Here is a 22,162-nt window from a genome sequence, read left to right on the forward strand (position 1 = left end):
ACTATAAATTTAGAAAACATATTTAATTATACTACCAAAAACTTTACTGTCAGCCGGTACGGCTTATTGTATCAATCTACAAGTAGATTGTCCGGCGTGGCGGCTTGTAAAATGATACACTCACACTTGACGCTTCCATGCATTGCTTTTACCGTATTACGCTCCTGTTGCTCTTAGGATGCCTTTCTTTCAGTACGGTGGCTCAGCCCGCCCAGTCGGTGGCTCTGCTGGGTACCATTACCAACGCCGCTACCGGAAAGCCCATGGCCAACGTGCATGTGTTTGTGATGGAAACACGCAAGGGGGTACAAACGGACAGGGACGGTTTTTTTCTGCTTACCCTCAAGCCAGGTACCTATAATCTCAAGGTCAGCTTCCTGGGTTTTACTTCCCTGTTCAGGGAGGTGGTGCTGAGGCAGGGCGAAAACCGGGTGAATTTTGAGCTGGAAGAGGATACCCGCCTGCTGGAGGAAGTAACGGTAACGACCGGTAAGCCCGAAGAAAATGTGCAGAAGGTAGAGATCGGGGCTTCGCGGCTCAATATCCGGAGTATCCAGCGTATCCCCGCTTTTATGGGGGAGGTGGATGTCATGCGCAGTCTGCTGATGCTGCCCGGCGTGACCACGGTAGGTGAGGGTACCTCGGGAGTCAATGTACGGGGAGGCAGTGTGGACCAGAACCTGGTGCTGATGGACGATGCACCCCTTTTTAATACCTCCCACCTGTTTGGTTTTTTCTCGGTGTTCAATCAGGATGCGGTGCGCGACGTTACGCTGAGCCGCGGTGGCATCTCGTCCCAGTACGGCGGCCGGGCATCTTCGGTACTGGATGTACGCCTTAAGTACCCCAATTCGGAGAAATTCACCGGGAGCGGCGGGATAGGGCTGGTAGCCAGCCGACTGGCACTGGAAGGCCCTTTGGTGAAGGGTAAGCTGTCGACGCTGCTGGCTGTACGTGCCTCCTTTAATGATTTTCTGTTTAAGCTGGGACCCGACAACCTGCGGGGCACCAAGGCCAACTTCTACGACATTACCAACAAGTGGTACTGGAAGATCAGCGAGCGTGATGAACTGACCCTGACCGGCTACTACAGCGATGATAACTTCAAGCTGGCCTCCGATTCACTTTCCACCGTTGAGGTCAACGCCTCGGCGTCACTGTACGGCTACAGCACCCGGAGTGGTACCCTGCGCTGGCAGCACACGATCAGGGATGAAGAAACTCTGGAAGCCGTGGGAGTACTCAGTAACTACTCAGCCAGTATCAGCGTACCGGACTCGGCCAATGCCCTTGATTTGAGGTCGGGTATACTCTACACCAATGCGCGGGTCCAGTACACCAACCGTTCCGGCGAGCGGCACAAGTACCTGGCCGGGGCCAGTGCCATCAGCTACGGGATCCAGCCCAATACCCTTACACCCGGTCCTCACTCCAATGTACTGCCGGTGGATCTGGAGCGGGAACATGCGGTCGAAGCAGCCCTGTATGTAGAGGATGAATGGAAGCTGTCAGAACAGGTGTCCGTCGTTGCCGGGCTGCGTTATTCGCATTTTTTGAGGCTGGGCAACGCCAGTGTCTACCGCTACTCGCCGGACCTGCCCCGCTCGGAGGATGCTGTCACCGAGATAGAGCAATACGCTGCGGGGGAGGTAGTCAAATCTTACGGTGGTTTTGAACCCAGACTCGCACTGCGCTGGACCCTTAATCCGGCTACTTCGGTAAAGATGGGCTACAACCGGATGATCCAGTACCTGCACCTGATCTCCAATACTACCTCCGCACTGCCTACCGCCCGCTGGGCTACGAGCAGTCAGTACCTGCGCCCGCAGGTGGCTGATCAGGTATCGGTGGGTCTGTTCAGAAATCTTAATAATGACACCTACGAAACTTCGGCCGAGATCTACTACAAGAAGTTGCAGAATGCGGTAGATTATAAGGATGGAGCGGATATTATACTGAATCCGGCGCTGGAAACGGCTGTACTGCAGGGGCGGGGACGAGCGTACGGACTGGAAATGATGACTAAGAAGAATACCGGCTTCTGGACCGGCTGGGTCAGTTATACCTACGCCCGCACCTTTCTGCAGATCGAAGGAGAGTTTCCGGAGGAGCGGGTCAACCGCGGACGCTGGTATCCTGCCAACTACGACCGGCCCCATACGCTCAATGCCATGGCCATATACCGGCCCAGCGTAACCACCACGTTTTCCTTCAACTTTACGTTCAGCAGCGGCCGGCCCGGCACATTTCCGAAGGGGCGTTACGTACTGTATGAGCCTACCATCTTTGGCGCCAATGTACCCATCTATACTGATCGTAACCTGGGCCGTATTCCCAACTACCACCGGCTTGACTTCTCCGTTACGTTCGATGAGCACCCCGACAAGCACCCCGACCGCCGGTGGAAGGGAAGCTGGGTATTTTCGTTGTACAACGTGTACGCGCGTAAGAATGCCTTCTCCGTGTTCTACAACATACGGCCCTATTCACTGGCTACGGCCTACAAGCTATCCATATTTGGTACTATATTCCCTTCTCTTACTTACAACTTTAAGTTCTGATGACTGCTGCTGGTTTTAAAAAGCTACTATATAAGTCGGTAGGATGGTGCCTGGTGCTGATGGCCGGGTGTATCACGCCTTACGACGGTGATGTGAAAGAGGTGCCGCCCGGCATAGTGGTGCAGGGATTTATCTCCAACGAAGAGGGACCTTACACCGTCAGGCTGACCACCGCGGCCAACTACACCTACGCCGGCCTCAACTATGCCATCGAAAACGCCACTGTGTACATTACGGATAACGAAGGCAACCGGGAAAATCTGGTGCATAAGGGACTGGGTGAGTACCAGACCCAGACTCTCCGGGGCCAAACCGGCCGCACCTACCAGTTGCACATTGAGGCGAACGGAAAGCGCTACCAGTCGAGGCCCGAAACCATACGGCCCGTAAGTAAAATAGATCGCGTGTACGACGAAAGCTACCGGATCATTGACCCCAATACCAGACAGGATATACTCGGTGGGTGGAAGGTATATATAGATACCAAAGATCCGGCTGAGAGTGGCAACTACTACCGCTGGAGCTGGAAGCACTACAAGCAGGCGGTATTTTGTGGCTCGGTGAATGACCGCAACGGTAACCCGCTCTATGGCCTCTTCTGCTGCAACGCCAACTGCTGGGATATTGTCAGATGCATGGGCCCCAACTGCATCAACGTAGCCAATGACGCGCTCATTAATGGCAAGAACATCACCCGTCAGGAAGTAGCCGAGGTGCCCGTGGGGTGTCTGGACCGTTACTACATTGAAATAGAGCAACAGGCACTCTCACGCGACGCCTATGTTTTCTGGAATACGGTAAAGCGTATGTTACAGAATACCGGCGGAATGTTCGACGTAACGCCATCGGCTATACCCGGCAATATGACCAACGTGACCAACCCGGACGAAGACGTATTCGGGTACTTCGGAGCCATTGGTGTGGAGCGGGTTGGTTACTACGTCGACCGTACCGGAGCCGACCGCTCTGAATGCGACATGGGTATGCCATATCCTCCTACCGGTGGAATTCCACCCCCATGCGCCCCCTGTGCCGAAAGCCTGTACCGTACCGCGAAGCGGCCCGGTTTTTGGGAATAGCGATCAATGAAAAGCCCCGCCACAGCGGGGCTTTTCATTGATCGCTATTCCGCTAACTTAGTACCTACCGACGGGCGGTACTCCTGAAATGGGATCTTCAATAGATTTCCCACCTGCGCGTTTTCTTCGGCCTTCATATGGGTGTCAATGCCATAGACCAGCTTGTCGTGCTCCAGCCGGGTAAAGGTACCGAACAGGCGGTCCCAGATCGAGAAGATATTGCCGTAGTTGGAGTCGGTATACGGCTGTACGTAGTGATGGTGTACGTGGTGCATGTTAGGGGTTACGATCACCCAGCTCAGCACCCGGTCCAGCCAGGTAGGCAGGGTAATGTTGGCGTGGTTAAACTGCGAAAGCGCTACCGAAAGGGACTGGTACATAAATACCATCCACATGGGAGCACCGGTGATCACGACGGCCAGAGTAGTAAACAAAAACCGGAACACACTCTCGCCGGGGTGGTGGCGGTTGGCCGTAGTGGTATCAACGTGGAGGTCGGAGTGGTGGATCAGGTGGAACCGCCACATCCATTTTACCTTATGCTCAGTCCAGTGGACAAACCAGGCTCCGATCAGGTCGAGCAGCATCAGACCGATGAGCGCGAAGGCCCAGAGCGGCAGGGCGGGCAGCCACTGCAGGATACCAAACTCCTGCGCGACGGCCCAGTCGCTGGACTTCACCAGCACGAAAGCCATCAGGAAGTTGATAATAATGGTCGTAAGGGTAAAGATGATATTGGTACGGGCGTGCCTCCACTTGTTGTATTGGAAGCGGAACAGGGGGTAGGCTCCTTCAATCAGCCAGAACAGCGTAATACCCCCTACCAGTATAGCAGAGCGGTGGGAGGAGGGAATATGTTCGAAGTACTCAACCAGCGTTTGCATAGTACCTGATGTCTAGGGTCCGGAAGAAGTTTTGCTCTAAATTAACATTTTTTAAGGAGTGAAATTGTCCAGCTTCTTCAATAAAAATAACAACTTTGCCCCCGCTAATCCCACTGAACCTCCTCCTGTATGACCTTAACCGTATCTAACCTCCGTAAGAACTATGGTACCCACCAGGTACTGGATATTCCATACTGGCAGGTAGGGCACGGGATCTTTTGGATACAGGGTGAAAACGGAGCCGGTAAGTCTACCTTCTTCCGTACCCTGTCGGGTATGCTTTCGTACGAAGGTACTATCCGGCTGGACGGGGAGTACGATCTGCGCCAGCATCCGGTCCAGTATCGGCTACGGGTCAATATCGGGGAGGCCGAGCCGCTTTATCCCTCTTTTCTGACACCGGCTGACTTGCTGGGTTTCGTAGCCCGAGCCCGACAGAGCCCACCCGGGCAGGTCGAACAGCTCGCCACGGCCTTAGGGATCAACTACCTGACGCAGCCGATGGGTGCCTGCTCCAGTGGCATGGTCAAGAAGGTGTCGCTGGCGCTGGCTTTTCTGGGGGAGCCGCGGGTCATCATCCTGGACGAACCCCTGATTACCATTGATCAGGAGGCACGCACCGCCCTGTTTGGCCTGATCAAGAGGTACCATGCTGAAGGCGTGACGTTCCTGCTTTCGTCCCACCAGCCCTTTGAGCACAACGACCTGTCGCTAACAGCTCGCTTTGCTCTGGTGAACAAAACACTGCAACCGCTGTCCCTGTCATGAGCTGTCCTCTTGTATCTAATCCAATATTCAGTAATTCGGGTAGCGAGGCCTTATGAACGTACTGCTTATCTCTACGGTCCGGGAGTTTTACCGGCAGCGGGCCGGATTCTTTTTTGTATTGCTGGGGCTGCTGTTTGGCTTTCTGAGTGGCCGCGAGCACTACGCTTTCGCCCTGTTTTTCCTGAACGACCGGTTTGGAATGCTGTACCTGTTCCTGATCTGGGCGCTGTATACCCTGATGGTGGGCCAGTTTGTGCGGCAGCAGTGGGCCCGGCCTGACTATACCTTTATCTACCATACACGACTACTGCCTCCGGCCCGGCGGTACTATTACCTGGCAGCCGTGGGACTCGGCCTGTTACAGCCGGTGCTGTACTATGGAGGGTACCTGATGATAATAGCCCGGCAGGAGAAGATTATTCCGGCGGCCTGGCCCGTACCCCTGTACTGGCTGCTGCTGACCCTGGGCGTGGTAGCGGTAGCCGACGGGAGGCTACGCCATCCCAATACCGTCTCGCAGAAAGCCGGTGGACGTGAACTTCCCTTTGCCAGACCCCGTAGCTGGACCTTCTGGACCTTGGAGTGGCTCGTCCGGGAGCGGGCCCTCACCCTGCTGCTGTGCAAGTCCGGAGCGATGCTGTTTATGACCGCGACCCTGATCTACTTCCATACGGGTACCTACGACCTGCGCCTGCCGGCCATTGGCTGTACCTTTGCCTATCTGCTCAACGTGGGCCTTTCGTACGAGATCTACCAGTGGGAGAGTCGCGCCTGGCTGTGGGGGCGGTCTCTACCCGTACCGGCCACGAAGCGGTACCTACAGGCGGTACTTCTGCACGCGGTACTCCTGCTCCCCGAAACGCTGGTGGCGCTGCGGTACCTGGGCGGGCTACTTACCCTGACGGGCCTCCTGCAGCTGTACGGACTGGGGCTGGCCAGTGTACTGGTCTACCATACGTACCTGTACCGTCAGGATCGCCTGCTCGAAGATACCGTCCGTCCGCTGTTTATCGCCTACGTGCTATTGACCTTCCTGATCCTGTACCATCTGCCCCTATGGGTACTGGTCACAGGAGGTGGAGTGGCGTCATTCTGGTGGTGGAAGCGTAGGTGGTAGGTATTATACACGATGCGGCTGAGCCATCTCCTGCCCAGCCGCATCGTGCGTGTAGTTACTATTTCGGTTTGTAGTCAGGTACTTTCAGTACTTGGCATTGACCGTAAGGGGTACTTCTTCGGGAATGGTAGCGTCATGGTTGATCATCTCAGCCGATAGCAGCGGATACCGGCCCAGGTAGGTAAGTACATTACCCATGGGTTTGAGCGACTTGGCAGGGATAATCTTATCAACGGGTGGCTGCTGCTGCAGGTAATGGATCAGTGCCGCCATTTCCTTGTTAGAGATATAGTATACCTCGTGCGAAGGCATGTACCAGAGCGAGCGGTAATTTTTGTCGAGCCCGTGGCGTAGAGCCCGCACCCAATCCTGACTGGTATATTCAACGCCCCCGATGCCGGACGTGATGTTGGAAGCATAGAGGGTACCTAAGCCGGAACTTGCCTCAACAAAGGCGCGTCCACCGGCCAGATCGGCCCCGTGGCATCCGGTACAGCCTCGTATCTCGGCAATTTGTTTGCCCAGGGCGTATGAGTTGGCATCGTCCGGAATGGCCAGAGGTTGAACGTTTACTTCGTATACTTTTTGGATGCGGGCCTGGGTCTGTAGGTAAGCCACCGCATAAAAAAGGATCAGCAGACCGAGCACGCTGCCAAGAGCAATACCCGTCCATTTAAGTAGTTGTTTAAGCATACTCGTGTGGAATTGTTGTTGATGAAAACACGCGTTACGCCGGGAAGATCCTGTATAGAAACAGGTGTGGCCTGCAGAAAGTAAGGGGTGGCCACTGGTACTACGTTTCGTCTTTTCCTGTTCAGCAACGGGAGCGAACAGGTACCTCTAAAAAGCAACAAAAGTTACCTGCAAGAGCGCGATATTGGCTGTTGAGGGTAACTCTTTACGTATCAACTACGATACGTGTAGGGCTATAAGGGTTTGATATACAGTAAAGTTAGCTAATAGTACTCACTTGTGCAAGAGTTGGATACAACTATTTGTTGGAAAAGGTCAATATGTGGGGGAGGGGTAGTTAATGGTTCTCCTAAACAGAAGCGCCCGGACTGGATGTAGTCTGGGCGCTTCTTACAATCACTTATCTAAAATACCGCCACTACTTAGGCATAGTAGGCCGTACCTCTACCTTGCTGGGCAGGGTGCGGGCCGGCATCCGGATCAGGTCCAGCACGATCTGGCCGATGTCTTCGGGTTGGATCTTCCAGGCATCCTTCTCGCTGGGTTCGTGTCCGTTGAAGTAGGTAGCCACCGATCCGGGCATAATGGTAGTGACCTTGATGCCGTCGTTACGTACGTCCAGCATCATCGCTTGCGTAAAGCCCACTACCGCAAACTTACTGGCGTTGTAGGCCGTGCCACCGGCAAAGAAGTTGGTACCGGCCAGACTGGCGATGGTAATAAAGTAGCCCTGGGTCTCCTTCAGGGCCGGCACGGAAGCCTTGGCACTGTTAAAAACCCCCGTTACGTTGATGTCGATGGTCTCGTGCCACTGATCGGAGCTCAGGTCCTGAATGGGAGCAAAATGGCCGATACCGGCATTAGCTACCATGTAGTCCAGGCGCCCCCACTGCTGTACTACAGCATCCACGGCTTTTTGTTGAGAGTCCAGGTCACGCACATCCGATTCGATGCCCAGGGCGTAGCCTTCTTTTATCTTATTGAGTGCGGCCGCGGCTTCGTCCGCATTCTCCTGCGAGCGGCTGGTGATCGCTACTCTGATGCCTTCTCGGATAAGTACTTCGGCTATACCGTAGCCAATGCCTTTGGAGCCTCCGGTGATGAGAGCCGTTTTAGTGGTAGTGTCTGCCATGGGTAAATAGTAATGATTAAAAATGGTTGATTAGATAGTTCAAGAACCTGCAAAAACGGGGGAAGGTTTCTTTGTGGACGTATGACCGGTGCTTCCGGGCTTTCGGCAGGTACCTGCGGGCAGGTAAGTACGGGAGTGTACTATGGAGCAGAAGCGGGAGATTTGTAGCTCTACCACTTCAACCAGTACGATGAAAAATATACTACTCCTGGCGCTACTGCTGTTCTGTTCAGGCTGGGTGGCCAGCGCTCAGACAACCACCTACCGGTTTGACTTTGGCTCAGGAAAAGTCGGGAAGGATTACCTGGCCGTAGGCGCTGCCACCCTTTATACGGCTGAAAGAGGTTATGGCATTACTCCCGCCGGTACCCGGCTGGTCAGCGGTACCTCCACTGCCAGAGGAGCCCTTAAGAGCGACTTTGTTACATCTGGTGGTCCTTTTTTCTTCACCGTAGACTTGCCGGAAGGTAACTACGATGTAAAGCTGCTGTTGGGAGGAGGAAAGGAAGGCTCAGAGACTACCGTAAAGGTAGAAAACCGCCGCCTGATGCTGGAGAAAGTAGTTACCCAACCGGGTCAGGTCGTTGAGCAGACGTTTACCGTCAACGTACGTACGCCGCAGATCAACGCCACAGAGCGGGTGAGCCTAAAGCCACGTGAGCAGGCCTACCTGCACTGGGACCGGCAGCTTACCTTTGAGTTCAACGGCAGCCAACCTACTATTTGTGCGCTGGAAATTACACCCAATACCGGGGCTGCTATGGTATTCTTGGCGGGCAACTCTACGGTGGTGGATCAGGCGGAGGAGCCCTGGGCGGCCTGGGGTCAGATGCTGCCTCGCTTCTTTAAGCCCGGCGAAGTAGCCATTGCCAACCACGCCGAGTCAGGCGAATCGCTGCGCAGCTTTCTGGCGGCAAAGCGCCTGGATAAGATCATGAGCCAGATGCGGCCCGGCGATTACCTGTTCATCGAGTTTGCGCATAATGACCAGAAGCAAAAAGACCTCGAGCCATTCGTGGGGTACAAGGATCTGCTCCGGAATTTCATCACGGCCACCCGCGAAAAAGGAGGTATACCCGTTCTCGTTACCTCCATGCACCGGCGTAATTTTAGTTCTACGGGTCATATCAACAATACCCTGGGCGACTTCCCCGAAGCAGTCCGGCAGACGGCCCGGGAAGAAAACGTAACCCTGATCGACCTCAATGCCATGAGCAAAACCTTGTGGGAAGCACTGGGCGTAGAAGGTTCCAAGAAAGCTTTTGTGCATTTTCCGGCGGGTACCTATCCCAATCAGAATAAAGCCCTGGAAGATAACACGCACTTTACCAACTACGGCGCCTATCAGCTGGCCCGCTGTGTAGTGGAAGGGATCAAACAATCGGGCATAGAGCTATCGAAGCACCTGCTGCCGGGTATACCTGCCTACGATCCCGCTCAACCCGTACCGTTTGACCAGTTTCAGCTGTCGGCCAGTCCGCTGGTGCAGGTTGTAAAGCCGGATGGTAACTAAGTAGGAAGTAATAGAGTAGTGGCACCCTGGTGCCACCGCTAAAAGGCAAAAAAGCAGGAAGAGCCAGACTGCGATAGTCTGGCTCTTCCTGTTATACTTTATGAGAGTGATTAGGCTTCTTCTCCGCCACCTTCACCCAGTTTCTTGATCGCTTTGTCGATGAAGTAGCGGCCGGTGCCTTCTTCACCAATTACGTCGAAGAGTTCGAGGGCACGACGGGCGTTGTCCTCTTCTTCTACCTGCTCATTCACAAACCACTGCATAAATGCCTCCGTTGCGTAGTCTTCTACGTTGCGGCTGGCCGTTACGATACGGTTGATGGATTGTGTTACAGCGATTTCGCTCTGAAGAGCTGCTTCGAATATGGAGCGGAAAGTAGGGTAGTCCTGCTTGATACCACCTACTTCGGGCGATACCGCCGTACCACCTACAGTCATGATGTAGTTGAATATTTTCATCATGTGCTCACGCTCTTCATCTGACTGACGCAGGAAGTAAGCCGCGCTGTTCTTGAATCCATTGCGGTCACACCATGAGGCCATCGCCAGGTACTTAGCCGAAGCTTCGGCTTCCATTTTAACCTGGTTATTGAGCAGAATTTCGATTTCTTCTTTCAGAGAAGTATGTTGTCTTAACAGATCTTTCATAACTAAACTACGTTTTTAATTCGATACAAATCTAAACCTAAAATAACTCAATTGGTTCAGGAAACCAATGAATTACCAAAATTTAGAATTGGTCTAATAATGAAAGATAGAGGCTAGTTTACGCTAAATTCGGCGCTAAATACTTCGTGCAAAAGGGAGTTAAGCTCGAGGGCGAAGTGGGTACCATTGACCAATTCGCGGAGCTGAATGACCTCGCAAAGCGTGAGCTTATGAGATATATTCTGCTGAGCGGCTTCGATTAGTTCGTAGTCACACTCATCCGACAGATCAAATAGTTTGCTGTGGATATCGATGCTGTTGACGTGGCGACGGAAGTTCAGAAACTCATTGATCCGGAAGGCGGCTACCAGATCACCGAATTCAAGTATGATCCGGGAGCTACGGTCGCACTGATAGCTGGCACCCTTAACGGTGCGGAACAATTCCTGAGCTGACTTTAATGATAGATGGGTTTGCACTTCTGGAACGGATATCTTTATTCGGTAACGCAAAAATACAATCCGACGTTCTTCCATGCAAGAGTTATTTTTAATGAATCTAAATAAATTTTCATCTGACTAGTTTCCGGGTAATGGTATCCTGCTTACCATTTACCCTGATCAGGTAGCTTCCCTTCGAAAGTAGCCCCACCTGAAACCGGTGCTCACGCCGCAGAGCCGTCTCCTGAAAGTCCACTTCCTGCAGGATACGCCCCTGAAGGTCGAGGAGCTGGATCAGTACGGGAGAAGGCTGAGCGCTCCGTACTTCCACGGTCACCCAATCCTGGCTGGGCACCGGATATACATTTACGGATAGCGTTTTAGGGAGAAATTCCTGCGCAGGCAAGGCGGTAATGACATCTCCGAATTCAACGGCCTGATAGGGCGGAATGGTCACGGGAGTGCCTGCCTTGTCCACTACAAATACTGAATGCTCATGGAGCGACTCCGCTATTTTTGTGTCATTGCGCCATTCTTCCACCACAAAGGTATATATATAGGTACCTAGCTGCGTAGGAGCGTTCCAGCTGAGTACCTGCTCCTGGAGGATGAATGTTCCCCGGCGTGCAACTTCATTCGGAAACAGGTAGTTGGCCACTGCCGAGGGCTCGCTGCACTGACCGCTGGAAGGTACCTGAGCCCTGACGAGCCTATAAACCAGCCTGTCACCGTCTGGATCAGTGGCTCTAAGGTTATTGGAGTACAACTGACTAACTCCTGCCTCGAAGGTAGGGGCGGGCAATTCGGGAGATGTATTGGGGAAGCTGGTATTGATTCGGGTGTATAGGTAGGCCGCTACATCCTGACCATTCCGGATATTTAGTGCATTGCTACGGTTGTTCAGGGCTACTGCCAGTGTATACAAGCCGGTGGTAGAGTAGGTATAGGTCCCGGTGTAGACCCCTTTGGCTACCCGCTCCGATACGGCTACTGACGCGGCCCCATTTCTTGGCAGGGCCATTTTCTTTCCGTCGCCCATACATAGTTCTACTTCAACTTGCGCGTCGGCGGCTGGTGCGCCATTGATTCTGTCAAAGTACAAAAGTACTTTGACCTCATACGTAAGGCCGGATACGTGGCGGGTCTGGATGGTACCGCCCAGAAAGTGCGTAGCGTGAGCCGTGGTGGCCAGGCATAGGAGCAGGGCAAGCGGGAGGAGCTTTTTCATGTGTGTACAGGCTAAGGGTGTGAGAGTGAGTGCAGTGGATTACTCTGACAACGGTGGCCCGTAAAAAGTTATTTTATAGTATGGGCATTAAAAACGGGGAGGAGGAAGGGAGAAAAGGATGAAAGGTACGAGAGGAGAAGGTGTGGAAGAAACAGGAAGTATGAGGAATAGATCAAAATGCAAAGTGGCTTCGGGATATTTCCCGAAGCCACTTTGCCAGGTGTCGCCCCGCGCGGCGACGGCCTACGGGGCTGGTAACTAGTTTCCACGAACACTTTCCTCCTTTCCTGCTATTCTCCCTTCCTCCTTACTTCCCCGCTTCCTTTGCCCAGTTGTCGCGCAGGGTGGCGGTGCGGTTAAAGATCAGTCGATCAGGGGTGCTGTCCAGGTCGGCGCAGAAGTAGCCTTTGCGAAGGAACTGGAACCGGTCACTGGCTTGGGCTTCGCGCAGAGCGGGCTCGGCGTAGCCGGTGATTACTTTCAGCGAGTCGGGGTTGATGTACTCCTTGAAGTCACCCTCTTCGGACGACGGGTCCTCTACGCGGAACAGACGGTCGTACAGACGGATTTCTACGGGCAGGGCATTGGTAGCCGGTGCCCAGTGCAGGGTACCTTTCACGTTGATGCCCGAGGTGTCATTGCCGCTCTTGCTGTTTTCCAGGTAGGTACAGTGTACTTCGGTCACTTCGTCGTTTTCGTCCTTGATGACGTCATCACAGCGTACAATGAAGGCTCCTTTCAGGCGCACCATCTGACCGGGAGCCAGGCGGAAGTACTTCTTAGGTGGATTCTCCATGAAGTCCTCACGCTCGATAAATACCTCCCTTGTGAAAGGTACTTCACGAGTACCGGCATCCAGATCCTCCGGATTGTTCTCGATGTGGCAGATCTCGGTAGCTCCCTCCGGGAAGTTGGTAATAACTACCTTCAGCGGGTCCAGTACCACCATGCGGCGCAGGGCGGTCTTGTTCAGGTCTTCACGGATACAGAACTCCAGCAGTCCTACGTCAATCAGATTTTCGCGCTTGGCTACCCCGATGCGATCACAGAAATCGCGGATGGCCGCCGGAGTATACCCACGACGACGCAGTCCCGAAATCGTAGGCATGCGCGGATCGTCCCAGCCGTTGACGTGCTTCTCGTTGACGAGCTGCAGCAGCTTGCGCTTGCTCATGACGGTATACGTCATGTTGAGGCGGGCAAACTCGTACTGACGCGACGGGAATATTTCTAGTTTATCAATGAACCACTCGTACAGGGCGCGGTGAGGGATAAACTCCAGCGTACAGATGGAGTGTGTAATACCCTCGATGGAGTCAGACTGCCCGTGCGCAAAGTCGTACATCGGATAGATCTTCCACTTGTCGCCGGTGCGGTGGTGGTGGGCAAACTTGATCCGGTACATCAGCGGGTCGCGCAGGTGCATATTAGGCGCAGCCATATCTACCTTGGCGCGAAGTACCCGGCTGCCTTCGGCAAACTCACCCTGGCGCATCCGCTCAAACAAGTCCAGGTTTTCTTCTACGCTACGGTTGCGGTAGGGGCTCTCGGTACCGGGCTCGGTAGGAGTACCCTTCATGGCAGCGATTTCTTCGGCCGACGAGTCATCTACATACGCCAGGCCCTTCCTGATCAGCTGGGTAGCAAATTCGTATAGTGTATCAAAGTAATCAGAAGCATATAGCTCATTGATCCATTCGAAGCCGAGCCAGCGTACATCCTGCTTGATAGACTCCACGTACTCAGTATCTTCTGTTACGGGGTTGGTGTCGTCAAAGCGCAGGTTGGTAGCTCCGCCGTACTTCTTAGCCAGACCAAAGTTCAGGCAGATGGATTTGGCGTGTCCAATGTGCAGATATCCGTTTGGCTCAGGAGGAAAGCGCGTAAGTACGCGGCCACCGTGCTTACCTTCGCGGACATCTTCTTCTACAATCTCTTCAAGGAAGTTGAGGGACTTTTCTTTTTTTTCTTCCGTAGTCATATAGTCTGGAAAAACAATTGAATCTTCAAAGTTAATGTACTTACACTCAACGTTACAATGTTTTTAAATTGAACCGGAAAAGTGTAAATAATGTGCAAAAATAGATTTGAAAAATAATAGAAAACATATATCTTCACATGCTTTTAGCAGGTGCTTATAGTATGTGAATAGCAGAAAAACAGGAGTTGTTTTGATGGTAAAAAACTAAACGATTTTCTACTGCTTTTCATTCGTAGTACTTTATAATTATTTAACGTTGGTCCGGCTTTAAAACCCGGCCTCATCTTCATTACAAACTAACCATAAACAACCACTGACACTTTTTAACCGGGAATAGTCAAAAACGCCACGACCATCTGGGAGTGACGTTTTTTTTGTCTTTACCCTGTACTACTCCCTATCTTTGCTTCATGCGTTATTTTATTGAATTGAGCTACAAGGGTACCCCATACAATGGCTGGCAGCGACAGCCCAATTCTGTAGCCGTGCAGCAGGTACTCGAAGAAGCCATGGAGAAGGTGCTCAGGACACCCGTAGAAGTGGTAGGAAGCAGCCGCACCGATACGGGAGTACACGCCACGCAGCAGTACGCCCATTTTGATCTGCCCGCGGCCATCGCTGATCCCGGCCGGGCGGTACATAGTCTGAATGCGCTGCTGCCTGCTGATATAGCGGTACACAGAATAGTACCCGTGGCCGACGACGTTCACTCCCGCTTTATAGCCACCCACCGGCGCTACGAGTACCGCATCATCCGGCAGAAGAATCCCTTCCTCACGCACGAAGCCTACATCTTTCGTCCGGAGCTGGACCTTATTACAATGAACGAGGCGGCGGCCCTGCTGCTGCGCTATGATGATTTTGAAAGCTTCAGCAAGATACACACCAGCGTCAAGACCTTCCGCTGCCACATCACCGAAGCGCGCTGGTACTGGCAGGGACCGGTACTGACCTTTTCGGTGCAGTCTAATCGCTTTCTGCGGGGAATGGTGCGGGCCCTGGTAGGTACGCTCATGCAGGTAGGGCTGGGGAAGCTATCGGTGGCGGAGTTTGAGCAGATTATCCTCTCCAAAAACCGCAAAGAAGCCGGCGCCCAGGCCCCGCCGCACGGGTTGTTCCTGGTGGAGGTAGGCTACCCGGCCGGACTGCTGCCCCAGGCGGAGTTATAGCGTATCCAGCAGCTGCTTCACCTGCGTATCCCCGAAGCCATAGACACCGGCCCGCCGGAAGAACTCGGCATAAATGGTAGAGAAATCGTCGGTCTGCTTTTCGGAGATAATATCCCGAAGTACCTGTTGAGGACGTCCGTCGGCACCACCTGTGGCGAAGCGATCGAGGTGAGCTTCGCAGACGGTTTGCAGGTAGGGGAAAGCGTCCGAATGGACAGTACTTAGCTCCCGTAACCGCTCCCGGTTGTCTTCCTTATAGGCTTGCCAGCACTGGCTGAGCAGTTCCACATCGTGTTGTGATATCACTTCGCGCTCCCGGTAAGCTGCTGCCAGGTCCTCTGTGGTCATGGGACCGAAGCCGCGCCAGTCGGGCTGGCCGTTAAGCGTATGGGGCTTCACGATGTACAGATTGAGTTGGGAGGCCTTCACCCGCAGGAGCGACAGACAAAACCACAGGTTGACCTGGCAGTAGAGATCTTCCTCAAACCACAGGTTCACCTCCGAGCCGGCTGGTAGGGCCTGCATTTTCTCGAACTCACCCACTACCCGCTGGTAGTACCCTTCGCTCGACTCGCCGTAAGTCTGGCTGATAAATCGGGCCCGGCTTTCCCAGAACTCTTCCAAAGACGCTCCGCTTACATCACCTACTACCAGGCATTCACGGGCTACGATACACTCGCCGGGTACTGCCGCGTGGGGAAATTTGTCCAGCAGGGCGTCACCGTTGAGAATGTGGTAACTAGAGGGAGCTGATGTGGGGGAAAGAGTTTTCATGGGCTAGAAAATGAGTTTTGTATTTTTTCGGTTAAGGTAGGTAAAAGGTCGAGAAAAGAATAGCTGAATTACACCAATGGAGCATAAGCCCGTGGATTGGGTACAACAAGTAGCTATATCCTGGGGTTTTTGTTTATACTTGTGTGGAGGCTCTTCCGGATGGAGGCTGCTTCCCTTTCGTTTAAATTGGCTGATGCCAGAGGCAGTCAGCCGCAACTCATGTACTATGCCCATAGGAATTATTATACTGGCCGCGGGTGCCTCCCAGCGAATGGGTACACCCAAGCAGGCCCTCCCCATAGAGGATGGAAAAAGCCTCATTCAGAAAACGGTAGAAACCGCGCTGGCTACCGACCTGCGACCCGTGGTAGTGGTGGTGGGTGCCAACAAAAAAGAGGTGGTACCTGAGCTGGCCGGACAGCCCGTTACGATCATTGATAATACCCTGTGGCAGGAAGGTATGGCCTCGTCGGTACGGATGGGACTGGCCGGAGCTTACCTGACCGAGCGGAAGTTAGAGGCAGTGCTGATGCTGGTGTGCGACCAGCCCTACGTGACCTCCTCTCTGCTGAATCACATGGTAGTCACGCTGAAAGAGTCGGGTAAAAAAGCGGTAGTATGCCGCTACGGCGAAAGCTGGGGCGTGCCGGTCCTGATCGGGAGTCAGCTCTTTGAGGAAATGACGCACCTGAAAGGCGAGCAGGGGGCCAAACCGCTGCTGGAAAAGCACCTCAACGAGGTAGCCTTCGTGGATTTTGATCAGGGCAATATTGACATTGACACCCCCGACGATTACCGCCGTATAAGGTCATCTGATGAATCCTTGTAGTACTTACTTCGTATCCAGCAGGTCGTTGTAGGCTTTCAGATCCAGGGCCCGTTTCTTGACCAGTTCCATCCGATCGCTGGCGTGCATGGGGCGGTACATGGTTCCTTCGACACCGGCGTAGATGGAGGCCAGCGCTTTGAACTCAAGGTCACGGTAGGCAATCCACTGGCGCTGGGCCGCCAGCAGGGTAGCTTTCTGGTCGGCGCTGAGCCGGGTGGTTAGTTGCTTGTACTGCTTGTTGAGCTCGGCATCCCACCTGGTGTAGCCCTGCTCAAAGCACTGCATCATACCGAGGGTAGACATGTTCTTGTCCAGGCACCCCTCTACAAACACATCAATAGGGTGGGGTTGAGGTTCATCCTGAGCGGTGGCTGCCAGGGCTGTACAAGAAAGCATAGTCAGGAGGGTAAGTAGGCGTATCATAGAGGTAGGAGAGGTTGGCAATGTAGGAGGAATGTTGCCTGTAATATAGCATTCTTTGTTTTAAGGATAAGAGAATAAATAGAGTATAGAATCTTTTCTGTACAAGGGTAGTCTTCTGCTACTATTTCCTTCTAAGCCTTTAATCACTGGCTCATCCGTCAATGATACTTTTTTAAATTTGGATTTCTTATGTCTTTTGAGCTTGGCCTAGTTACATTCTTGATCATTTCTCTCTCACAGGCACCAAATTCTTCAAAGTTCTCTTGCCCTTTCTTCAGGGAAACTCTATTTGCACCACCTTCATAATATGGGTCCTCAAGTTGAATTGGATCATCTTCCCAATAACATATCTTGCAAATGTCATAAGTTCCAGATGGCGGCTCAGTCATTGTGTTATATCCGCAACATGGACAGTAGAATTTTCCTTTTGCCTGAATTTGTTGGAAGCTAACTATCGCTTCAATCTCCTTATCATTCAGATTTGATATTTGCTGTTCAATGTTGTCTGCTGAGAATTCACTTGAAAAGTAAAGATTGTAGCTCTCTCCGTTTATGTCTTTCAGGTCAGAATTAATTTCTTCGTAGTAATCATATACTATACCGGATTTTTCGGCTAAGAAGTCCTCTACAAAGTTCTTTAACTCCCAAGTTGTCACTTGTAGTATTAATATATTGTTTTGAGTCTGACTACGAATATGTGGTTTTATCGTTTTCATATAAATCCAGCAACGGTATAAACAGAAGGTACATTACTAGAGAACTACACACTCGGTGTAGCTCTCTAGTACTTTTCTTAAATAGCTTCCTTCGTCCACTCGTTATTGACCAGGCGCCATATACCGAGGGGATTGTGGCTCTTGAGCTCGTCGGGCAGGAGCTTTTCGTCCCAATCCTGGAAAGACTGCGGACGGACAAAGCGCAGGATGGCGTGACGACCTACGGAGGTAAAGCGGGAGTCGGTCGTAGCCGGGAACGGCCCGCCATGGTGCATGGAGGCGTTCACCTCTACGCCCGTAGGTACTCCATTCATGATAAATCGGCCGGCCCGGCTTCCCATCAGGCGGAGCAGCTTCGGGTAGCGGGCGGCTTCGTCGGCGTCGGCCATGAGTGAGGTAGTCAGCTGGCCTTTCAGCTTCTGGAAAGCCGCCTCAAGCTCCTGCACATCTTTGCAGACGATCAGTAAGGAGAAGGGACCGAAAACTTCCTCCTGCAACTGCGGATTATTGATGAATACCTGCCCTTCTACCCGGGCAATGGTGGCCTGCGCCTGATTTTTCCCTTCGGCATCCGCTTCTGCCTTGTAAAGTACTTCAATACCATCCTGTTGCAGGGCTTCGTCGCGCAGCTTATGGTAGTTCTGGCAGATGCCCTGCGTAAGCATAGTAGCCGGAGCAGTTTCCGCCATTTCGCTCAATAGCTGCTCCTGAAAATTCTCTACGGCAGGTGACTGTACAGTGATGATCAGCCCCGGATTCGTACAAAACTGCCCGGCCCCGAGGGTGATGGATCCGGCCAGGTTCTTAGCCAGTTCAGTACTTTTTCGTTCCAGAGTTTCGGGTAAGATCACGACCGGGTTAACGCTCCCCATTTCGGCAAATACCGGAATGGGCTCTTCGCGCTCCATCGCCATCTTATACAACGCCATACCTCCCCGGTACGACCCGGTGAACCCTACCGCTTTGGTGGCCGGATGCCTGACCAGCGCCGTACCTACCTCGTAGCCATTGTCGTACAGCATCGAGAATACCCCCTCGGGCATGCCGGTACGTTGGGCGGCCTTTACGACGGCCTGGGCGGTGAGGTCGCTCACGCCGGGGTGAGCCGGATGCGCTTTGACAATGACCGGATTGCCCGCCGCCAGGGCCGGTGCGGTATCTACGCCGGCTACCGAAAACGCGTAGGGGAAGTTGCTGGACCCAAACACAACAATGGGACCAATAGGTACCATCATCTTGCGCAGGTCGGGCTTGGGCAGGGGCGCGCGGTTGGGATCGGCGGTATCAATGGAAGCCTCTACCCAGGAACCCTCCCGGATGATGCTGGCAAAGTGCAGGAGCTGATTGATGGTACGGCCGCGCTCCCCCTGCAGACGCCCCAGGGGCAGACCCGTTTCCTGATGGGCTCTCTCCAGAAACTGATCACCCAGGGCGGTGATTTCTTCGGTGATGGCTACCAGAAAATCAGCCCGGCGGGAGGCAGGTACCAGCGCGAACTCTTCGAATGCGCGTTCGGCCAACTGCATGGCTTTCTCTACCTCATGGGGAGTAGCCGGATGAAATTTCTCGGGTAGATAGGTATGCTGCGCGGGTATGTACGACTGGAAGGAGTCGGTATTCTGCGACGATAATGAATAGCCAATGAAGTTTTTTCCTTGTATGGGCATAGGATTAAATTTTAATATAACTAAAAGTACATTTTGCGGAAAGGATATTAGGTGATCACTGATTGCTCACCCGCTAAGTTAGAGGAGATGGTAGAAAAATAAAAAAGCCCCCGCCGAAGCAGGGGCTCTCTGTGATCTCTGAATCAGGCCAGTCGGGCTACGATATCATCTACCGAAATACCTTCGGCCTCAGCCTTGAAGTTCCGGACGATCCGGTGGCGAAGTACCGGCAGAGCTACTGATTTGATGTCTTCAATATCGGGGGAGTACTTACCCGACAGCAGGGCGTTACACTTAGCCGCCAGGATAAGCGCCTGCGAAGCCCGCGGGCCCGCTCCCCATTCGAGGTAGTCGTTGGCGTTTTTATCGGCCATGCTGGTGTTCGGACGGGTCTTGTGTACCAGTTTTACGGCGTACTCTATGACATTATCGGTAACAGGTACCCGTCGTACCAGGTGCTGGAACTCGGTGATCTCGGCGCCGGTGATTACCTCCCGCACCTGATGCTTCCGGTCCATGGTGGTACTCTTCACGATGTTGACCTCCTCAGTATACGAAGGGTAATCCAGCTGGATCATGAACATGAAGCGGTCCAGCTGCGCTTCGGGCAGCGGGTAGGTACCTTCCTGTTCGATGGGGTTCTGCGTCGCCAGTACGAAGAACGGACGGCCCAGGTCGTGTTTCTGACCGGCTACCGTTACCGCGTACTCCTGCATGGCTTCCAGCAGTGCCGACTGGGTTTTGGGAGGGGTCCGGTTGATCTCATCCGCCAGGATAATGTTGGCGAACACGGGCCCCTTGATAAATTTAAAGTTACGCTGCTGATCGAGAGTTTCGGAGCCTACGATATCCGAAGGCATCAGGTCGGGCGTAAACTGAATCCGGTTAAAGCTCAGATCGAGCGAAGAGGCGATGGTTTGAATAAGTAGGGTTTTGGCCAGGCCCGGTACCCCGACGAGAAGACAATGTCCCTGACAGAAAATAGCGGTGAGCAACAACTTTACAACTTCTTCCTGTCCTACGATCACCTGTCCGATCTCCGTGCGGAGCTTTTGGTAGGCCTGCGTCATGGCTTGGGCGGCCTCTACGTCCGATTGGTATTTCACGATACTGCTAGTTGGGGTTTAGGATGAGTACTGAATAGAAAAGCTGCCGAACCTGTGCTAATTACTCGCGGTTTGGGTGAGTCCGAATATGTTACAGTTCTGAAATTCGGGTTCCACACTGATAAACACATCGCCCTGCGCTTTCTTAAACCAATCTTCGAGCGCATTGTTTTTCTTATTCATGAGCACGATCTGCGCTATCTTTTCGTAATCATCACGCAGGTTAGCCGTATGGGGTTCGCTCTTGCTCTTATACCAGATGATACGCATGGCGCTGCGGCCATCCTCAGTACGGTACGAGATGGGCTGACTGATGCTGCCTACCTTCATGGTATCGATGGCGAAGTACAGGGCAGGGTCCATGGTAGCATCCAGGGCCAGGCGTCCTACACCCGTCTGGGGATCTTTCAGAATACCTCCCGCGTCGGCTGTCATTTTATCTTCGGAGTTATCCTTGGCGGCATTGGCGAACGTCAGCGTGTCAGACTGGATCAGCGTACGCAGGCTGTCGAGGTGACGGGTAGCTTCCGTAATGTCGGTACCGCGGTTGTAGTCGGGGCGGAGCAGGATGTGACGGGCGCGGTATTCAGCACCACGGGTTTCGACCAGCTGGATCAGGTGGAAACCAAACTGGCTCTCTACTACGTCGGATATTTCACCGGGCTTCAGCGCCAAAGCGGCTCCTTCAAACTCCGGTACCATCATGCCGCGCTTGGCAAAGCCCAGGTCACCGCCGGTTTTGGCCGAGCCTAAGTCTTCCGAGTAGATCTGCGCCAGCGTTGAAAACTCTTCACCGGCCAGAGCGCGCTTTCTGTATTCGATCAGCTGGCTGCGGAGCTTTTCTTTCTGCTCTTTGGTCACGGTAGCCAGACGTACGATATGACCAATCTCTACCTCGGCCGGAATGTACGGTAGACTATCCTTGGGAATGGCGTTGAAAAACTTGCGAACCTCGCTGGGCGTAATCTTGACGTCACCGGCGATCTTCTCCTGCATGGTTTCCACGGTCATCTGCTCTTTTACCTGCTGACGAAGCTCGGTCTTGAGCGCGTCGATGCTCTTGCCGTAGGCTTCCACGATGTTCTTTTCAGAACCAAACCGCTGAATCATGTAGTCCATACGGCCACCCAGCTGGTTTTCTACCATCTTATCATCCACGGTCACCGAGTCAATATCGGCTTTGGCCAGCAGCATCTTGTTAATGATGAGCGACTCCAGCAGCTGACACTTATCGGGCGCTTTCTGACCGTTGGCGGCATAGCTCTGGTACAGCTCCTCCAGCTCCGACTTCAGGATATAGTAGTTGTCGACGCGAGCAATGATCTTGTCAATGCTCACCCCTTTTTGTCCCTGAGCAAATCCGGTCAGGGAGATACCTAACAGGACCAGAGCCAGAAGGTTGCGAAATAGGTGTTGGTTAATTTTCATACTGAGG

20 protein-coding genes are annotated in these 22,162 nt (G+C 53.2%); 7 read left to right on the forward strand and 13 right to left on the reverse strand.

All coding sequences use genetic code 11. The features are described 5' to 3' along the window. Nucleotides 1-137 precede the first annotated feature (137 nt). On the forward strand, nucleotides 138-2,561 hold the full coding sequence (locus tag JTN23_RS13905; protein WP_247235447.1) for a TonB-dependent receptor: 2,424 nt from the start codon (nucleotides 138-140) through the stop codon (nucleotides 2,559-2,561). Then, nucleotides 2,561-3,640 (forward strand): DUF4249 domain-containing protein, encoded by a 1,080-nt coding sequence (locus tag JTN23_RS13910; protein WP_247235448.1) that lies wholly within the window; start codon nucleotides 2,561-2,563, stop codon nucleotides 3,638-3,640. Before JTN23_RS13905 ends, JTN23_RS13910 begins: the two co-directional genes overlap by 1 nt. Nucleotides 3,641-3,684: 44 nt before the next feature. Here JTN23_RS13910 and JTN23_RS13915 read toward each other — a convergent pair whose 3' ends face one another. After that, a complete protein-coding gene (locus JTN23_RS13915) occupies nucleotides 3,685-4,524 on the reverse strand; it encodes a sterol desaturase family protein (protein ID WP_247235449.1) in 840 nt (279 codons plus the stop codon). A gap of 129 nt (nucleotides 4,525-4,653) precedes the next feature. Here JTN23_RS13915 and JTN23_RS13920 point away from each other — a divergent pair, with 129 nt between their 5' ends. Together JTN23_RS13920 and JTN23_RS13925 are read left to right on the forward strand one after the other, a co-directional pair. Further along, complete coding sequence (locus tag JTN23_RS13920; RefSeq protein WP_247235450.1) at nucleotides 4,654-5,292, forward strand: ABC transporter ATP-binding protein; 639 nt, start codon at nucleotides 4,654-4,656, stop codon at nucleotides 5,290-5,292. Nucleotides 5,293-5,344: 52 nt separating this feature from the next. Then, nucleotides 5,345-6,409: a hypothetical protein gene (locus JTN23_RS13925; RefSeq protein ID WP_247235451.1), complete on the forward strand. Its 1,065-nt coding sequence runs from the start codon at nucleotides 5,345-5,347 to the stop codon at nucleotides 6,407-6,409. Nucleotides 6,410-6,493: 84 nt separating this feature from the next. On the opposite strand, the gene JTN23_RS13930 is transcribed toward JTN23_RS13925, so the two are convergent. Together JTN23_RS13930 and JTN23_RS13935 are read right to left on the reverse strand one after the other, a co-directional pair. After that, entirely contained in the window at nucleotides 6,494-7,102 is a 609-nt protein-coding gene (locus tag JTN23_RS13930) for a c-type cytochrome (RefSeq protein ID WP_247235452.1), read from the reverse strand. Between the two features lie 418 nt (nucleotides 7,103-7,520). Beyond that, on the reverse strand, nucleotides 7,521-8,234 hold the full coding sequence (locus JTN23_RS13935; protein ID WP_247235453.1) for an SDR family oxidoreductase: 714 nt from the start codon (nucleotides 8,232-8,234) through the stop codon (nucleotides 7,521-7,523). Between the two features lie 190 nt (nucleotides 8,235-8,424). Here JTN23_RS13935 and JTN23_RS13940 point away from each other — a divergent pair, with 190 nt between their 5' ends. Further along, entirely contained in the window at nucleotides 8,425-9,747 is a 1,323-nt protein-coding gene (locus JTN23_RS13940) for a rhamnogalacturonan acetylesterase (RefSeq protein ID WP_247235455.1), read from the forward strand. A gap of 110 nt (nucleotides 9,748-9,857) precedes the next feature. Here JTN23_RS13940 and JTN23_RS13945 read toward each other — a convergent pair whose 3' ends face one another. The 4 genes from JTN23_RS13945 to JTN23_RS13960 all read right to left on the reverse strand — a co-directional run bounded on the left by JTN23_RS13945 (nucleotide 9,858) and on the right by JTN23_RS13960 (nucleotide 14,043). Then, complete coding sequence (locus JTN23_RS13945) at nucleotides 9,858-10,394, reverse strand: ferritin (protein WP_247235457.1); 537 nt, start codon at nucleotides 10,392-10,394, stop codon at nucleotides 9,858-9,860. Nucleotides 10,395-10,507: 113 nt separating this feature from the next. Further along, nucleotides 10,508-10,873 carry a DUF6686 family protein gene (locus JTN23_RS13950; protein WP_247235459.1) on the reverse strand — a complete coding sequence of 122 codons (366 nt, stop codon included), beginning with the start codon at nucleotides 10,871-10,873 and terminating at the stop codon, nucleotides 10,508-10,510. 91 nt (nucleotides 10,874-10,964) lie between these two features. Continuing rightward, nucleotides 10,965-12,062: a T9SS type A sorting domain-containing protein gene (locus tag JTN23_RS13955; RefSeq protein WP_247235460.1), complete on the reverse strand. Its 1,098-nt coding sequence runs from the start codon at nucleotides 12,060-12,062 to the stop codon at nucleotides 10,965-10,967. 307 nt (nucleotides 12,063-12,369) lie between these two features. Then, nucleotides 12,370-14,043 (reverse strand): glutamine--tRNA ligase/YqeY domain fusion protein, encoded by a 1,674-nt coding sequence (locus JTN23_RS13960; protein ID WP_247235462.1) that lies wholly within the window; start codon nucleotides 14,041-14,043, stop codon nucleotides 12,370-12,372. Between the two features lie 410 nt (nucleotides 14,044-14,453). Here JTN23_RS13960 and truA point away from each other — a divergent pair, with 410 nt between their 5' ends. After that, complete coding sequence (truA, locus tag JTN23_RS13965) at nucleotides 14,454-15,212, forward strand: tRNA pseudouridine(38-40) synthase TruA (protein ID WP_247235463.1); 759 nt, start codon at nucleotides 14,454-14,456, stop codon at nucleotides 15,210-15,212. Here the strand turns inward: truA and JTN23_RS13970 are convergent. Beyond that, complete coding sequence (locus JTN23_RS13970; RefSeq protein WP_247235464.1) at nucleotides 15,207-15,986, reverse strand: DUF1835 domain-containing protein; 780 nt, start codon at nucleotides 15,984-15,986, stop codon at nucleotides 15,207-15,209. The two genes, truA and JTN23_RS13970, sit on opposite strands and share 6 nt — an antisense overlap. A gap of 226 nt (nucleotides 15,987-16,212) precedes the next feature. Here JTN23_RS13970 and JTN23_RS13975 point away from each other — a divergent pair, with 226 nt between their 5' ends. Continuing rightward, the gene (locus JTN23_RS13975; protein WP_247235465.1) at nucleotides 16,213-16,815 is read left to right on the forward strand and encodes a nucleotidyltransferase family protein; all 603 of its coding nucleotides are present in this window, start codon (nucleotides 16,213-16,215) and stop codon (nucleotides 16,813-16,815) included. A gap of 3 nt (nucleotides 16,816-16,818) precedes the next feature. On the opposite strand, the gene JTN23_RS13980 is transcribed toward JTN23_RS13975, so the two are convergent. The 5 genes from JTN23_RS13980 to JTN23_RS14000 all read right to left on the reverse strand — a co-directional run bounded on the left by JTN23_RS13980 (nucleotide 16,819) and on the right by JTN23_RS14000 (nucleotide 22,155). Continuing rightward, complete coding sequence (locus tag JTN23_RS13980; protein WP_247235466.1) at nucleotides 16,819-17,238, reverse strand: lysozyme inhibitor LprI family protein; 420 nt, start codon at nucleotides 17,236-17,238, stop codon at nucleotides 16,819-16,821. Nucleotides 17,239-17,396: 158 nt separating this feature from the next. Further along, nucleotides 17,397-17,954, reverse strand: a complete 558-nt coding sequence (locus JTN23_RS13985; RefSeq protein WP_247235467.1) for a CPCC family cysteine-rich protein — start codon at nucleotides 17,952-17,954, stop codon at nucleotides 17,397-17,399. Nucleotides 17,955-18,031: 77 nt separating this feature from the next. Next, the gene (locus tag JTN23_RS13990; RefSeq protein ID WP_247235468.1) at nucleotides 18,032-19,621 is read right to left on the reverse strand and encodes an aldehyde dehydrogenase (NADP(+)); all 1,590 of its coding nucleotides are present in this window, start codon (nucleotides 19,619-19,621) and stop codon (nucleotides 18,032-18,034) included. Between the two features lie 143 nt (nucleotides 19,622-19,764). Further along, the gene (locus tag JTN23_RS13995) at nucleotides 19,765-20,727 is read right to left on the reverse strand and encodes an AAA family ATPase (protein WP_247235469.1); all 963 of its coding nucleotides are present in this window, start codon (nucleotides 20,725-20,727) and stop codon (nucleotides 19,765-19,767) included. Nucleotides 20,728-20,784: 57 nt separating this feature from the next. After that, nucleotides 20,785-22,155: a peptidylprolyl isomerase gene (locus tag JTN23_RS14000; protein WP_247235470.1), complete on the reverse strand. Its 1,371-nt coding sequence runs from the start codon at nucleotides 22,153-22,155 to the stop codon at nucleotides 20,785-20,787. Nucleotides 22,156-22,162 lie beyond the last annotated feature (7 nt).

It is taken from the genome of Telluribacter roseus (genome assembly GCF_017355915.2).
Taxonomy (GTDB): Bacteria; Bacteroidota; Bacteroidia; order Cytophagales; family Spirosomataceae; genus Telluribacter.

Coding starts and splice junctions, on each gene's coding strand:
- JTN23_RS13910 (WP_247235448.1), top strand. CDS start 2,561: ATGACTGCTGCTGGTTTTAAAAAGCTACTATATAAGTCGGTAGGATGG.
- JTN23_RS13925 (WP_247235451.1), top strand. CDS start 5,345: ATGAACGTACTGCTTATCTCTACGGTCCGGGAGTTTTACCGGCAGCGG.
- JTN23_RS13920 (WP_247235450.1), top strand. CDS start 4,654: ATGACCTTAACCGTATCTAACCTCCGTAAGAACTATGGTACCCACCAG.
- JTN23_RS13940 (WP_247235455.1), top strand. CDS start 8,425: ATGAAAAATATACTACTCCTGGCGCTACTGCTGTTCTGTTCAGGCTGG.
- JTN23_RS13905 (WP_247235447.1), top strand. CDS start 138: ATGCATTGCTTTTACCGTATTACGCTCCTGTTGCTCTTAGGATGCCTT.
- JTN23_RS13930 (WP_247235452.1), bottom strand. CDS start 7,102: ATGCTTAAACAACTACTTAAATGGACGGGTATTGCTCTTGGCAGCGTG.
- JTN23_RS13915 (WP_247235449.1), bottom strand. CDS start 4,524: ATGCAAACGCTGGTTGAGTACTTCGAACATATTCCCTCCTCCCACCGC.
- JTN23_RS13945 (WP_247235457.1), bottom strand. CDS start 10,394: ATGAAAGATCTGTTAAGACAACATACTTCTCTGAAAGAAGAAATCGAA.
- JTN23_RS13970 (WP_247235464.1), bottom strand. CDS start 15,986: ATGAAAACTCTTTCCCCCACATCAGCTCCCTCTAGTTACCACATTCTC.
- truA (WP_247235463.1), top strand. CDS start 14,454: ATGCGTTATTTTATTGAATTGAGCTACAAGGGTACCCCATACAATGGC.
- JTN23_RS13975 (WP_247235465.1), top strand. CDS start 16,213: ATGCCCATAGGAATTATTATACTGGCCGCGGGTGCCTCCCAGCGAATG.
- JTN23_RS13990 (WP_247235468.1), bottom strand. CDS start 19,621: ATGCCCATACAAGGAAAAAACTTCATTGGCTATTCATTATCGTCGCAG.
- JTN23_RS14000 (WP_247235470.1), bottom strand. CDS start 22,155: ATGAAAATTAACCAACACCTATTTCGCAACCTTCTGGCTCTGGTCCTG.
- JTN23_RS13985 (WP_247235467.1), bottom strand. CDS start 17,954: ATGAAAACGATAAAACCACATATTCGTAGTCAGACTCAAAACAATATA.
- JTN23_RS13955 (WP_247235460.1), bottom strand. CDS start 12,062: ATGAAAAAGCTCCTCCCGCTTGCCCTGCTCCTATGCCTGGCCACCACG.
- JTN23_RS13980 (WP_247235466.1), bottom strand. CDS start 17,238: ATGATACGCCTACTTACCCTCCTGACTATGCTTTCTTGTACAGCCCTG.
- JTN23_RS13935 (WP_247235453.1), bottom strand. CDS start 8,234: ATGGCAGACACTACCACTAAAACGGCTCTCATCACCGGAGGCTCCAAA.
- JTN23_RS13960 (WP_247235462.1), bottom strand. CDS start 14,043: ATGACTACGGAAGAAAAAAAAGAAAAGTCCCTCAACTTCCTTGAAGAG.